Origin of the sequence: Streptomyces sp. NPDC053474 (assembly GCF_044544845.1) — a bacterium.
Lineage (GTDB): Bacteria > Actinomycetota > Actinomycetes > Streptomycetales > Streptomycetaceae > Streptomyces.
The window spans coordinates 1-15,786 of sequence record NZ_JBITXV010000015.1 but is presented as its reverse complement, the minus strand read 5'-3'; the positions used below and the strand labels follow the sequence as shown (position 1 = coordinate 15,786).

Below are 15,786 nucleotides of genomic sequence, written 5' to 3'. Positions count from 1 at the left end.
AACGAGGAGAAGTACCTCGACTACCTGAAGCGGGCGACGACCGACCTGCGCGACGCCCGCCGCCGGGTGCGGGAACTGGAGGACGCCCGCCAGGAGCCCATCGCGATCGTCGGCATGAGCTGCCGCTACCCCGGTGGCGTGAACACGCCCGAGGACCTGTGGCGGCTCGTCGCCGACGGCACCGACGCGATCTCCGCGTTCCCCACCGACCGCGGCTGGGACACGGACGACCTGTTCGACCCGGACCCCGACAAGCAGGGCACCAGCTACACCGCGGAGGGCGGCTTCCTCTACGACGCCCCCCAGTTCGACGCCTCGTTCTTCGGCGTCTCTCCGCGCGAGGCCCTGGCGATGGACCCGCAGCAGCGGCTCCTCCTGGAGACCGCGTGGGAGGCCATCGAGCGCGCCGGTATCGACCCGGTCTCGCTGCGCCGCAGCCGCACCGGCGTCTTCGCGGGCGTCATGTACTACGACTACGCGACCCGTCTGCACGCCCTGCCGGAAGGCGTCGAGGGCTACATCGGCACTGGCAACGCGGGCTCCGTCGTCTCCGGCCGCGTCGCCTACACCCTCGGCCTCGAAGGCCCCGCCGTCACCGTCGACACGGCCTGCTCGTCCTCCCTGGTCGCCCTGCACCTGGCCGCGCAGGCGCTGCGGCAGGGCGAGTGCTCCCTCGCCCTCGCGGGCGGCGTGACCGTGATGCCCACGGCGGGCACCTTCATCGACTTCAGCCGCCAGCGCGGCCTGTCGACCGACGGCCGCTGCAAGTCCTTCGCCGCCTCGGCGGACGGCACCGGCTGGGGCGAGGGCGCGGGCCTGCTCCTCCTGGAGCGCCTGTCCGACGCGCGCCGCAACGGCCACAAGGTCCTCGCGGTCGTCCGGGGCTCCGCCGTCAACCAGGACGGCGCGAGCAGCGGCCTGACCGCCCCCAACGGCCCCTCGCAGCAGCGCGTCATCCGCGACGCCCTGGCCAGCGCGGGCCTCGCCGCCGCCGACGTGGACGCGGTCGAGGCCCACGGCACCGGCACCACCCTCGGCGACCCCATCGAGGCCCAGGCCGTCATCGCGACGTACGGCAAGGAGCACTCGGCGGACCGCCCGCTGTGGCTGGGCTCGCTGAAGTCCAACATCGGCCATACGCAGGCCGCGGCCGGTGTCGCCGGTGTCATCAAGATGGTCATGGCGATGCGCGAAGGCGTCCTGCCGCAGACCCTGCACGTCAACGAGCCGACCCCGCAGGTGGACTGGTCGGCGGGGACCGTCGAGCTGCTGACGGAGGCCCGTGAGTGGGCCGAGCGGGACGGTGGCGGCCCCCGGCGCGCGGGCGTCTCCTCCTTCGGCGTGAGCGGTACCAACGCCCATGTCATCGTGGAGCAGGTACAGGAGCCCGAGGAGCCCGAGCCCGCCGTCGACGGCCAGGACGCCGCGCCCTCCGTGGTACCCGGCGTGATCCCGCTGGCTCTCTCGGGCCGCACCCCGGAGGCCCTGCGCGCCCAGGCGGCCCGGCTGCGCGAGCACCTGCTCGCCGACACCGGCCTCGAACCGGCCGACGTGGCCTGGTCCCTGGCGGTGGCCCGCTCGCGCTTCGAGCACCGGGGCGTCGTCCGCGGGCGCGACCGGGACGACCTCCTCGCCGGGCTTGAGCGGCTTGCCGACGGTGGTGGTGCTCTCACGGGCCGTGCGCTGGGTGGCGTGGTCCGTCCGGTGTTCGTGTTCCCGGGTCAGGGGTCGCAGTGGGCCGGGATGGCGCGTGAACTTCTCGATGAGTCGCCGGTGTTCGCGGAGCGGATGCGGGAGTGCGCGGATGCCCTGTCGGAGTTCGTGGACTGGGATCTCCTTGAGGAGTTGGGCGGCGACCGGTTCGACCGCGTTGACGTGGTCCAGCCTGTGCTTTTCGCGGTGATGGTGTCGTTGGCTGCGGTGTGGCAGGCGGCGGGTGTGAAGCCCGCCGCTGTGGTGGGTCACAGCCAGGGTGAGATCGCGGCCGCGTGTGTGGCGGGTGCGCTGTCGCTGCGGGATGCGGCTCGGGTCGTGGCGCTGCGGAGCTTGGCGATTCGCGAGCTGTCGGGCAAGGGCGGCATGGTGTCGGTGCCGCTGCCCGAGGCCGAGGTCCGTGAGCTGATCGCGGGCTGGGAGGGCCGGATCGAGGTCGCGGCCGTCAACGGCCCGGCCCAGGTGGTGGTGTCCGGCGAGCCGGAGGCCTTGGAGGAGCTGGTCGCGCAGTGCGTGGGCCAGGACGTTCGCGCTCGTACGATCCCCGTGGACTACGCGTCGCACTCCTCGTACGTGGAGGAGATCGAGGCCCAGATCGGCCAGGCGCTGGAGGGTGTGAGCCCGCAGGCCGCCGAGGTCCCGCTGTACTCGACCCTGACCGGCGCCTGGCTGTCCGATGACACCCTGATGGACGCGGGTTACTGGTACCGCAACCTGCGCCAGACGGTCCTGTTCGAGCACGCCACCCGAGGCCTGCTCGCCGAGGGCCACGGTCTGTTCCTGGAGATGAGCCCCCACCCGGTCCTGACGGTCCCGGTACAGGCGACGATCGACGCGACCGACAGCCAGGCCGCCACCCTCGGCTCCCTCCGGCGCGACGAAGGCGGCGCCGACCGCCTCGCGGCCTCCCTGGCCGAGGCCCACGTCCACGGCGTCGAACTGGACTGGAAGGCCCTCTTCCCCGGCGCCCGCACGATCGTGGACCTGCCCACCTACGCCTTCCAGCGCGACCACTACTGGATGCTCGCCCCGGACCAGGACGCGGACGGTGACGCCGCGCTGGCCGTGGACGAGGTGGAGGCGCGTTTCTGGGAGGCCGTGGAGCGCGAGGACCTGGAGCAGCTGACCTCCACGCTCGTGGATGTCGACGAGACGTCGCTGAGCGCGGTCCTCCCGGGCCTCGCGTCCTGGCGGCGGCAGCGGCGCGAGCGGTCGACGATCGACGGATGGCGCTACCGCGTGACCTGGAAGCCGCAGGCGGGCGGCCTGCCCGTGCCCGCGCTCGAGGGCCGCTGGCTGGTCGTCGTACCGGAGGGCGCGGGGGACCACCCCTGGACGCCCGGCGTCGTCGAGGCGCTGACGCAGGCCGGTGCGGAGGTCGAGGAACTGCGCCTCGCGACACAGGAGTTGACGCGTGAGGCGCTGGCCTTCCGGCTGCGGGAAGCCGCTGGCACGGAGTTCGCCGGGGTGGTGTCGCTGCTCGGCTTCGAGGAGTCGGCGCACGCGGAGCACGCGGGCGTGCCCGCCGGTCTGGCGGGAACCGTGGCCCTGGTGCAGGCCCTCGGCGACGCGGGCGTCGACGCCCGGCTCTGGGCGGTCACCCGGGGCGCGGTGTCGACCGGCCGCAACGACCGGGCGGAGAGCCCGGCGCAGGCCCAGCTGTGGGGCCTCGGCCGGGTCGCGGCCCTGGAACACCCGGACCGCTGGGGCGGTCTGATCGACCTGCCGTCGGCGTACGACACGCGCGGCGCGTCCCGGTTCACGTCGATCCTCACGGGGCTCGGCGACGAGGACCAGCTCGCGGTGCGGGACACGGGCGTCTTCGTGCGTCGCTTCGCGCACGCGCCGCTCGACGGCCCGGCGGTGGAATGGGCGCCGCGCGGCACCGCGCTGATCACCGGCGGTACGGGCGCGATCGGCGGCCATGTGGCGCGCTGGCTGGCCCGCGAGGGCGTCGAGCACCTGGTGCTCACCAGCCGTCGCGGCCTCGACGCGCCCGGCGTCGTCGAACTCCGGGCGGAGCTTGAGGAGTTGGGGGCCGAGGTCACCGTCGCGCCCTGTGACGTGGCCGACCGGGAGGCCGTCGTACGCCTCCTCGACGCACTGGCCGCCGACGGGCACACCGTCCGCTCCGTCTTCCACGCCGCCGGTGTCAGCCCCTCGTACCCCCTCGCGGACATGTCCGTCGCCGACATCGCCGAGGTGTTCGGCGCGAAGACGGCGGGCGCCGCGCACCTCGACGAGCTGCTCGACTCCGAGGACCTCGACGCGTTCGTGCTCTTCTCGTCGAACTCCGGCGTGTGGGGCGGCGGCGGTCAGGGCGCCTACGCGGCCGCCAACGCCTACCTCGACGCCCTCGCCGAATCCCGCCGGGCCCGCGGCCTGCCCGCCACCTCCGTCGCCTGGGGCGCCTGGGGCGGCAGCGGCATGGCCGCCGAGGAGCAGGCCGAGGAGCACCTGCGGCGCCGGGGCGTGACGGCGATGGCGCCGGAGCGCGCGGTGGCGGCGCTGGCCCAGGCCGTGGCGCACGACGAGACGTTCCTGGCCGTCGCGGACGTGGACTGGGAGCGGTTCGCGCCCTCGTTCACGTCGGTGCGGCCCAGCCCGTTCATCGGCGACCTGCCGGAGGTGCGCCGTGCGCTCGCCGAGCCCGAGACGGCCTCCCCGGCCGGGGCCAAGGGCGCGGGCTCGGAGTGGGCCGAGCGGCTCGCGGGCCTCGCGCGGCGCGAGCAGGAGCGCCAGCTCCTCGACCTGGTACGCGGGCACGCCGCGGCCGTGCTCGGCTACGCGGGCCCGGAAGCCGTCGAACCCGGTCGGGCCTTCCGCGAGCTGGGCTTCGACTCGCTGACCGCCGTCGAGGTCCGCAACCGCATCGCGACGGCCACCGGCCTGAAGCTGCCCACGACCCTCGTCTTCGACTACCCGACGTCCGCCGTCCTCGCGGGATACCTGCGCACGCAGTTGGTGGGGGAGTCCGAGGCCGCCCCGGTCGCGGCCCGGCGCGAGGCCGAGGCCGAGGCCGACGACGACCCGATCGCCATCGTCTCCATGAGCTGCCGCTACCCGGGCGGCGCCACCAGCCCCGAGGCCCTGTGGCGCCTCGTCGCCGAGGGCACCGACGCGATCTCCGTCTTCCCCACCGACCGCGGCTGGGGCCCCGACGGGCTCTTCCAGCCGGAGCAGAGCGGCTCCGACGACACGAGCTTCGCCGCGCGGGGCGGCTTCCTCTACGACGTGTCCGAGTTCGACGCCGGGCTCTTCGGGATCTCCCCGCGCGAGGCCCTGGCGATGGACCCGCAGCAGCGGCTCCTCCTGGAGACCTCCTGGGAGCTGTTCGAGCGCGCGGGCATCGCGCCCTCGGCCCTGCACGGCAGCAGCACCGGCGTGTTCGTCGGCGCCTGCTCCCAGGGCTGGTCGGCGGGCCTGGCCCACGCCCCGGAGGGCGTCGAGGGCTACCTGATGACGGGTGACGCGACGAGCGTCATCTCCGGCCGCCTCTCGTACAGCTTCGGGCTCGAAGGCCCGGCGGTCACGGTCGACACGGCCTGCTCGTCCTCGCTGGTCGCGCTGCATCTGGCCGCGCAGGCGCTGCGCCAGGGCGAGTGCGACATGGCCCTCGCGGGCGGCGTCACCGTCATGGTGAGCCCCGCCGCCTTCCTGGAGTTCAGCCGCCAGCGCGGCCTCGCGGGCGACGGCCGGTGCAAGCCGTTCGCCGAGGCGGCGGACGGCACCGGCTGGGGCGAGGGTGTCGGCCTGCTCCTCCTGGAGCGGCTCTCGGACGCCCGCCGCAACGGCCACGAAGTCCTCGGCGTCGTCCGGGGCTCCGCCGTGAACCAGGACGGCGCCAGCAACGGCCTGACCGCCCCCAACGGCCCCTCCCAGCAGCGCGTCATCCGCGCTGCCCTCGCCAACGCGGGCCTCACGGCTGCGGACGTCGACGCCGTCGAGGCGCATGGCACGGGCACCACCTTGGGCGACCCCATCGAGGCGCAGGCCCTCCTCGCCACCTACGGCCAGGACCGGCCGGAGGACCAGCCGCTGTGGCTGGGCTCCATCAAGTCCAACATCGGCCACACCCAGTCCGCCGCCGGTGTCGCCGGTGTCATCAAGATGGTCATGGCGATGCGCGAGGGCGTCCTGCCGCAGTCCCTGCACGTCGACCGGCCGAGCACGCACGTCGACTGGTCGGCAGGCGCCGTGGAACTCCTCGCCGAGGCGCGCGAATGGACCACTCGCCACGACGGCGGCCCGCGCCGCGCGGGTGTCTCCTCCTTCGGCGTGAGCGGCACCAACGCCCACGTCATCGTGGAGGCCTCGCTGGTGGCGGAGCCCGCGGAGCCGGTCGAGCCCGCCGAGCCCGTGACGACGGCGGTGCCGTGGCTGGTGTCCGGCCGCAGCGCGGAGGCCCTGCGGGCGCAGGCCGACCGGCTGCGCGAGCACGTGGTGACGCACACCGGCCTGGACCCGGTGGCCGTCGGCCGGTCGCTGCTCTCGGGCCGCTCCGCGCTCGAACACCGAGCCGTGGTCCTGGGCCGCAGCAGCGACGAACTCCTCGTCGGCCTGGAAGCACTGGCGTCCGGCGGCCCCGGCGTGGTGTCCGGCTCGGTGATCGAAGGCCGCCTCGGCGTGGTCTTCACCGGCCAGGGCAGTCAGCGGATCGGGATGGGTCGTGAGTTGTATGAGACGTTCCCGGTGTTCGCGGACGCGTTGGACGAGGTGTGTGCTCATATAGATCTCTGGATAGAACGTTCGCTCCAGAGCGTGATGTTTGGTACGGACGCGGATCTGCTGGAGCAGACGGGCTATGCGCAGCCCGCGTTGTTCGCCGTGGAGGTGGCGCTCTTCCGTCTCGCGGAGTCCTTCGGTGTCCGTCCGGAGATTGTCGGCGGTCACTCGATCGGTGAGCTGGCTGCGGCGTATGTGGCTGGGCTGTGGTCGCTTGAGGATGCGGCTCAACTGGTCGCGGCGCGGGGTCGGTTGATGCAGGCGCTGCCCGAGGGTGGGGCGATGCTGGCCGTGCAGGCCACGGAAGCCGATGTGCTGCCGCTGCTGTCGGACCGTGTGGGTGTGGCTGCTGTGAACGGCCCGTCCCAGCTGGTGCTCTCCGGTGATCGGTCGGCTCTCGAAGGCCTGGAGCAGACGCTGCGCGGCCAGGGCCGGAAGGTGAAGTGGCTGAAGGTCAGCCATGCCTTCCACTCGCCCCTGATGGAGCCCGTCCTGGACGACTTCCGGCGCGTGGCGCAGCAGTTGACGTATCAGGAGCCGACGTTGCCGGTGGTCTCCAACCTCACTGGTGAGGTGGCGGAGCCTGCCGAGTTGAAGGACCCGGAGTACTGGGTGCGGCACGTCCGTGAGGCGGTCCGTTTCCATGACGGCGTGAAGGCGCTTCAGGGGCAGGGTGTCTCGACGTTCCTGGAGCTGGGCCCCGACGCGGTGCTCACCGCGATGGCGCACGACACGTTCACCGAGCCCACCGCGCAGGCGGGCTTGGTCGCGGCTGTCCGCAAGGACCGCTCGGAGGCCGACACGTTCCTGAGGGCCCTCGCGCAGCTGCACGTACGCGGCATCGAGGTCGACTGGGCGCCGCTGTACGGGGGCGCGGAGGCGCGCGGCCGGGTCGAGCTGCCCACGTACGCCTTCCAGCGCCGGCGCTACTGGCCGAGCGCGGCCACCGGCGCGGGTGGCGGCGACGTGTCCGCAACCGGTCTGGTCGCGGCGGGGCACCCGCTCCTGGGCGCGGCGGTGCCGCTGGCGGACTCGGACGGCCACCTCTTCACCGGGCGGCTTTCGCTGGCGACGCATCCGTGGCTGGCGGATCACGCGGTGGCGGGCCGGGTGTTGCTGCCGGGTACGGCGTTCGTGGAGCTGGCCGTGCGGGCCGGTGACGAGGTCGGCTGCGGCGTCCTTGAGGAACTGACGCTGGCGGCCCCGCTGGTGCTGCCGGAGCGTGGTGCCGTACAACTCCAGGTCAGTGTGGGCGCCGAGGACGCCGACGGGCGGCGCGCGGTCGTCCTGCACTCCCGTGAGGAGCGCGAGGACCACGCGGCCGACGGCGGCTGGACCGCGCACGCCACCGGTGTGCTCGCCGACGGCGGGCTGCGGCAGCCGGAGTTCCGGCTCGCCGAGTGGCCGCCGCGCGACGCCGCAGAGGTCGATGTCGAGGGCCTCTACCAGCACTTGACGGACCTTGGCTTCTCCTACGGGGAGGCGTTCCAGGGGCTGCGTGCCGCCTGGCGGCGCGGCGACGAGGTGTTCGCCGAGGTCGCGCTCCCGCAGGAGCAGGCCGACAGCGCGCAGGCCTTCCGGCTGCACCCGGCCCTCCTCGACGCGGCCCTGCACGTGCTCGGCCTCGGCGTGCTCCGGGACACGGAGGCCGAGGGCGAGGGGGCGCGGCTGCCGTTCGCCTGGAGCGGTGTCTCGCTGCACGCGACCGGGGCGTCCACGCTGCGCGTCCGGCTCGCCCCCGCGGGCGGCGACGGCGTGTCCCTCGCCGTCGCGGACGGGCTCGGCGACCCGGTCGCCACGGTCGACTCGCTGGTCTTCCGGCCGGTCGCGGTGGACCGGCTCGGCGGCGGCGCGGCCGACGACTCGATGTTCCACGTGGAGTGGCGCCCGCAGTCCCTGGCCTCCGCCGCCGATGTCTCACTGGCCGCGTACGAGGAGCTGGCGTACGAGGAGCTGGCCGCGAGCGAGGGACTGCCGGACGCCGTGGTGTGGCGGGCCGGTGCAGCCGAGGGCGCGGTGAGCCCGGAGGCCGTGTCGGCGCGCCTCGCCGAGGCGCTGGGCGTGGTGCAGGGCCTGCTGGCCGACGAGCGGCTGGCGGCGCTGCCGCTGGTCGTGGTGACGTGCGGCGCCGTCGCCACCGGCGACAGCGCGGTGGATCCGGTGGGCGCGGCCGTGTGGGGCCTGGTGCGCTCGGCGCGCTCGGAGCACCCGGGCCGGTTCGTCCTCGTGGACACCGACACCGACACCGGCGCGGGCTTCAGCGGCGGCTCCGGTACCGGTTCCGTGTCCGGCCTGGACGAGTCGATGCTCGCGAGCGTGCTCGCGTCCGGCGAGCCCGAGGTCGCGGTGCGCGACGGCGCGGTGTTCGTGCCGCGCCTGTCCCGGGTTCCGGCCACCGGCGGCGGCGACGCGCCGTGGGGTGCGGGCTCCGTCCTCGTCACGGGCGCGTTCGGCGGCCTGGGCCGCGAGGTGGTGCGGCACCTGGCCGGGCACCACGGCGTGCGCGACCTGCTCCTCGTCTCGCGCCGCGGCGCGGAGGCCACGGGGGCGGCCGAACTGCTCGACGAGCTCGCCGAGTTCGACGCCGAGGTGACGGTCGCCGCCTGTGACGTGGCCGACCGCGACGCCCTGGCCGCACTCCTGGACGACAAGGGCGCCGACCTCACGGCGGTCGTGCACGTGGCGGGCGTCCTCGACGACGGCGTCGTCACGTCCCTCACCCCCCAGCGCCTGGACACCGTGCTGCGCGCCAAGGTGAACGCGGCGCTCAACCTGCACGAACTCACCGAGGGACGCGACCTGTCGGCCTTCGTCCTGTTCTCCTCCGCCGCCGGAGTCCTCGGCGGCGCGGGCCAGGCGAACTACGCCGCGGCCAACAGCTTCCTCGACGCCCTCGCGGCCTCCCGCCGGGCCCAGGGCCTCCCCGCGACCTCGCTGGCCTGGGGCATGTGGGCCCAGGACAGCGCGATGACCGGCGGCCTCGCCGACGCCGACCTCCAGCGCATGACCCGCGGCGGCGTCGCCCCGCTGTCGACCCGGGAGGGCCTGGCCCTCCTGGACGCGGCGGTCGGCGCGGCCGACGCGCCCGCCGCCCTCGTGCCCCTCCGCCTGGACCTGGCGTCCCTGCGGGCCGCGGCGGACACGGACGTCGACGGCGTACCGGCGCTGCTGCGCGGTCTGGTCCGCACTCCGGCCCGGCGCGCCGCGGCCGGCGCGGCCACGGCCGAACCGGCGGGCCAGGCACTCCTGATCGCCCGCCTCGCGGGGCTCGACGCGGCCGGGCGCGACAAGGTGCTCACCGAACTGGTCTGCACCCACGTGGCGGCCGTCCTCGGCTACGAGTCCGCGGCGGCCGTGGAGGCCCACCGTGCCTTCCGGGAGCTCGGCTTCGACTCGCTCACCGCCGTCGAGCTGCGCAACGCCGTGAACGGCGCCACCGGCCTTCGGCTGCCCGCCACGCTGATCTTCGACTACCCGACCCCGGCCGCCCTGGCGGCCCACCTCGCCACCGCACTGCCGCTCGGCGACGCGGCGGACGGCGGCGGCCTGTCCGTGCTCGACGAGCTGGACCGCCTGGAGTCGGCCCTGCTCGCGATGGAAGCGGACAGCATCGCCCAGTCGAAGATCACCATCCGGCTCCAGACCCTCCTGTCGCGCTGGAGCGCCCCCCAGGGCCAGACGGCCAGGTCCGGCAGTCCCGCGGACGAGGACGACCTGGACCTGGACGCGGTCTCGGACGAGGAACTCTTCGACGCGCTCGACGACGAACTCGGCCTCACCTGACGTGCCCGCAGCATCCGAAAGACCCGAAGTGAACCGTACGACCAGCGCGACCAGCGCGGCCTTTATCAACACCACGAGGAGCTGACCAGAGATGTCGAACGAGGAGAAGCTTCGGGACTACCTCAAGCGGACGACATCCGACTTGCGTCAAGCTCGTCGCCGTCTGCGCGAGGTGGAGGAGCGGGACCAGGAGCCCATCGCGATCGTCGCGATGAGCTGCCGCTACCCCGGCGGCGTCCGCACTCCCGAGGAGCTGTGGCGGCTCGTCGCGCAGGGCACCGACGCCCTGACGCCGTTCCCCACCAACCGCGGCTGGGACGCCGACGCGCTCTACGACCCGGACCCCGACCACTCCGGTACGTCCTACGCCCGCGAGGGCGGCTTCCTGCACGAGGCCGACGAGTTCGACGCCTCGTTCTTCGGGATCTCGCCGCGCGAGGCGCTGGCCACCGATCCGCAGCAGCGGCTGCTCCTGGAGACCTCCTGGGAGGTGTTCGAGCGCGCGGGCATCGACCCGGCCTCGCTGCGCGGCAGCCGCACCGGCGTCTTCGCGGGCGTCATGTACCACGACTACGCCTCGCGTCTGCACTCCGTGCCCGAGGACGTCGAGGGCTACCTCGGCACCGGCGCGTCCAGCAGCATCGTCTCCGGCCGGGTCGCCTACACCTTCGGCCTCGAAGGCCCCGCCGTCACCATCGACACGGCGTGCTCCTCCTCGCTCGTGGCCCTGCACCTCGCCGTGCAGGCGCTGCGCCAGGGCGAGTGCTCCCTGGCGCTCGCGGGCGGCGTGACCGTGATGTTCACGCCCGGCACCTTCGTCGACTTCAGCAAGCAGCGCGGCCTCGCCCTCGACGGCCGCTGCAAGCCGTACGCCGAGGCCGCCGACGGCACCGGCTGGGGCGAGGGTGTCGGCCTGCTCCTCTTGGAGCGGCTCTCCGACGCGCGCCGCAACGGCCACGAGGTCCTCGCGGTCGTACGGGGCTCCGCCGTCAACCAGGACGGCGCCAGCAATGGCTTGACCGCGCCCAACGGCCCGTCCCAGCAGCGCGTCATCCTCCAGGCCCTCGCCAACGCCCACCTCGCCCCCGAGCAGATCGACGCCGTCGAGGGCCACGGCACGGGCACCACCCTGGGCGACCCGATCGAGGCCCAAGCCCTGCTCGCCACGTACGGCCAGGAACGGCCGGAGGGCCAGCCCCTGTGGCTGGGCTCCATCAAGTCCAACATCGGGCACACGCAGGCCGCGGCCGGTGTCGCGGGCATCATGAAGATGGTCATGGCGATGCGCGAGGGCGTCCTGCCCCGGACGCTGCACGTGGACCGCCCGAGCACCCACGTCGACTGGTCCGCCGGTGCGGTGGAACTGCTCACCGAGCCGCGCCCGTGGGCCGCGCGCGAGGACGGCGTGCCGCGCCGCGCCGGTGTCTCCTCCTTCGGCGTGAGCGGCACCAACGCCCACGTCATCGTGGAGCAGGCCCCCGTCGAGGAGCCTGCCGAGACCGTGGAGCCGGTCGCGCCGGTGACGGCCGTGCCGTGGCTGGTGTCGGCGCGCAGCGCGGAGGCGCTGCGGGCGCAGGCCGAGCGGCTGCGCGACCACGTCGCGGGCGACCCCGGCCAGGACCCCGTGGACGTCGGCTGGTCGCTGCTGTCCGGCCGCGCCCTGCACGAGCACCGGGCGGTCGTCCTCGGCCGCACCCGCGAGGAGTTCCTGACCGGCCTGGAGTCACTGGCCACCGGCGGCCCGGCCGCTGTGACGGGCGCGGTGGCCGAGGGCCGCCTGGGTGTCCTCTTCACCGGCCAGGGCAGCCAGCGTCTGGGCATGGGCCGCGAGCTGTACGAGACCTTCCCGGTCTTCGCGGCTGCGCTGGACGAGGTGTGCTTCCATATTGACCAGTGGATAGAACGTTCGCTCCAGAGCGTGATGTTCGGTGCGGACGCGGACCTGTTGGAACAGACTGGCTATGCGCAGCCCGCGCTGTTCGCCGTCGAGGTTGCGCTCTACCGTCTCGCCGAGTCCTTCGGCGTACGCCCGGAGGTCGTGGGCGGTCATTCGATCGGTGAGCTGGCTGCCGCGTACGTAGCCGGGCTGTGGTCTCTGGAGGATGCGGCTCAACTGGTCGCGGCGCGGGGCCGTTTGATGCAGGCCCTGCCCGAGGGTGGGGCGATGCTGGCCGTGCAGGCCACGGAAGCGGACGTGCTGCCCCTCCTGTCGGATCGTGTGGGTGTGGCTGCTGTGAACGGCCCGTCCCAGCTGGTGCTCTCCGGCGAGCGCGCGGCTCTCGAGGGCCTGGAGCAGACCCTGCGCGGCCAGGGCCGGAAGGTGAAGTGGCTGAAGGTCAGCCACGCCTTCCACTCGCCCCTGATGGACCCGGCGCTCGATGACTTCCGTAAGGTCGCCGCCAAGCTGACGTACCAGGAGCCGACGCTCCCGGTGGTCTCCAATCTCACCGGTGAACTGGCGGAGCCCGCCGAGTTGAAGGACCCGGAGTACTGGGTCCGCCACATCCGTGAAGCGGTCCGCTTCCACGACGGTCTGAACGCCCTCACCGGCTTCGGCGTCGGCACCCTCCTCGAACTCGGCCCGGACTCCGTCCTGACCGCGATGGCGCACGACACGCTCACCGAGCCCGAGAGCCAGTCGGGGCTCATCGCGGGCCTGCGCAAGGACCGCCCCGAGGCCGACGCCTTCCTCACGGCGCTCGCGCAGCTGCACGTGCGCGGCATCGCCGTCGACTGGGCACCGCTGTACGCCCCGGTCGAGTCGCGGCGCCGCGTCGCCCTGCCCACCTACGCCTTCCAGCGGCAGAGTTACTGGCTGCACGCCCCGGCCCTCACCGGCGACGTGACCTCGGCCGGGCTCGCCGCCGCCGACCACCCGCTGCTCGGCGCGGCTGTGGAGGTGGCCGGGAGCGAGGCGCGCCTGTTCACGAGCCTGCTGTCGGCTGACGCGCACCCCTGGCTCGGTGACCACGTCGTCGCCGGGCGGACGCTGCTGCCCGGCACGGCCTTCGTCGAGCTGGCCGTGCGGGCCGGTGACGAGGTCGGCTGCGACCTGCTCGAAGAGCTGATCCTGGAAGCCCCGCTCGTGCTGCCCGAGGACGGCGGCGTACAGCTCCAGCTGTGGGTGGAGGAGCCGGACGAGTCCGGCCGCCGCACCTTCACGCTGCACTCGCGGCGTCAGAACGACGTACCGGACGAGCCGTGGATCCGGCACGCGGCGGGCGTCCTCGCCGTCGCGGAGGCCGGTCGTGCCGCGCGGCAGGACGCCGACCTCGCGCAGTGGCCGCCGACCGGTGCCACCGCCGTGGACACCGGTGAGCTCTACGCGGGCTTCGCCACCGCGGGCCTCGGCTACGGGCCGGTCTTCCAAGGCGTACGAGCGGCCTGGCGGCGCGGCGACGAGGTCTTCGCGGAGGTCGCCCTTCCGGAGGCCGAGCGCGACGAGGCCGGTGCGTACGGCCTGCACCCGGCGCTCCTCGACGCGAGCCTCCACGGCCTTGCCTTCAGCGCGGTCGGCGCGGACGGGGCGGGCGCGCGGCTTCCGTTCTCCTGGACCGGTGTGTCGCTGTACGCGAGCGGCGCCGCGACGCTGCGGGTCCGGCTGACACCCGCCGAATCCGGAGCGGTGACCCTGATCGCCGCGGACGAGACCGGCCAGCCGGTCGCCGCCGTGGACTCCCTCGTCCTGCGGGCCCTCGCGGCCGGTGAACTGGACGCCGCGTCCGGCACCGACGACGACTCGCTGTTCCGGGTCGACTGGAGTGTGGTGTCCGCGCCCGGCGTGACGGCCGGTGCCGCGTATGCGGTGCTGGGCGCGGACGAGTGGGGTCTGCGGGGCGCTCTGGAGGGCGCCGGTGCGACGGTGGCGGCGTACGCGGATGTGGCGGCGCTCGCGGAGGCGGTCGGGGGCGGCGCTGCCGTACCGGAGTCCGTCTTCGTCACGTGCGTCGGCGGGGAGCACGCGGGCGGCACGGCCGCCGCGGTGCGCACGTCCCTCGGTAAAGCCCTGACGGTGGTGGGGGAGTGGCTGTCCTTCGCGGGCGGTGAGGAGTCGCGTCTGGTCGTGGTGACGTCCGGTGCGGTGGGTGTGGGCGCCGGTGACGTGGTGTCGGCTGCCGGGCTGGTGGACGCTCCGGTGTGGGGTCTGCTGCGGTCCGCGCAGTCGGAGAACCCGGGCCGGATCGTCCTGGCCGACGTCGACGGCACCCAGGCCGCTCTCGCGCTGCTGCCCGGCGCCCTGGACCTCGACGAGCCGCAGCTCGCGGTGCGCGGCGACGTGGTGTGGGCGCCGCGCCTGATGCGTGCCGCCACGGGCGTCGCGACCCTCGCCACCCCGGCCGGACAGTCCTGGCAGCTCGGCGTCACGGACCGGGGCACGCTGGAGAACCTGGCGCTGCTGCCCGTCGCCGAGGACGCCCCGGAGTGGGCCGGACGGCCGCTGGGCGCGGGCGAGGTGCGCGTCGAGGTGCGCGCGGCGGGCGTCAACTTCCGCGACGCGCTGATCGCCCTGGGCATGTACCCGGGCGACGCGGTGATGGGCACCGAGGGTGCCGGTGTCGTCGTGGAGGTGGGCTCCGAGGTGAGCGGCCTCGCCGTCGGCGACCGCGTCCTGGGCCTCATCGACGGCGGCTTCGGCCCGCTCGCCGTGGCCGACGAGCGCATGGTCGCGCGGATCCCCGAGGGCTGGTCCTTCGCACAGGCCGCGTCCATACCAACGGTGTTCCTGACCGCCTACTACGCGCTGCGCGACCTGGCCGACCTCCAGGAGGGCCAGTCCCTCCTGGTCCACGCGGCCGCCGGTGGCGTGGGCATGGCCGCGGTGCAGCTGGCCCGGCACTTCGGCGCCGAGGTGTACGGCACGGCGAGCGCGGGGAAGTGGGACGTCCTGCGGGACCTCGGCGTCGAGGACTTCCGCATCGCCTCCTCGCGGACCCTGGACTTCGAGGCGGCCGTGCTCGCGGCCAGCGACGGCCAGGGCGTGGACGTGGTGCTCAACTCCCTGGCCAGGGAGTTCGTGGACGCCTCGCTGCGACTGCTGCCGCGCGGCGGACGCTTCGTGGAGATGGGCAAGACGGACCTGCGCGACCCCGAGGCCGTCGCCGCCGCCCACCCGGGCGTGGCGTACCAGAGCTTCGACCTCGCCGAGATGTCGCCCGACCGCATCCAGGAGATGCTGACCGAGGTCCTCGGCCTGTTCGAGCGGGGGGTGCTCAAGCCGCTGCCGGTGAAGGCCTGGGACGTGCGGCGGGCGCCGGAAGCGTTCCGCTACCTCAGCCAGGCCCGGCACGTCGGCAAGGTCGTGCTCACCCTGCCGCCGGTCTTCAGGGCCGAGGGAACCGTGCTCGTCACGGGTGCCTTGGGTGGTCTGGGCCGGGTTGTGGCCCGGCACCTGGCCGGTGAGCACGGCGTACGGGACCTGCTGTTGGTCTCCCGGCGCGGTGAGGACGCTCCCGGTGCGGGTGAAGTCCGTGCCGAGCTGGAGGAGTTGGGCGCCAGGGTGCGGATCGCGGCGTGTGACGTCGCTGACCGCGAGGCGCTGGCCGCGCTCCTGGACGGGGTGCGTTC

1 protein-coding gene and 1 pseudogene are annotated in these 15,786 nt (G+C 74.1%); both read left to right on the top strand.

Annotated elements, in window-relative coordinates; all coding sequences use genetic code 11:
* Nucleotides 1-18: 18 nt before the first annotated feature.
* Nucleotides 19-10,221: pseudogene (locus ACIG3E_RS30940) on the top strand (type I polyketide synthase); the annotation flags it as partial.
* 91 nt (nucleotides 10,222-10,312) lie between these two features.
* Nucleotides 10,313-15,786 (top strand): SDR family NAD(P)-dependent oxidoreductase (locus ACIG3E_RS30935; protein ID WP_399622869.1); only part of this gene is annotated, 5,474 nt, incomplete at its 3' end.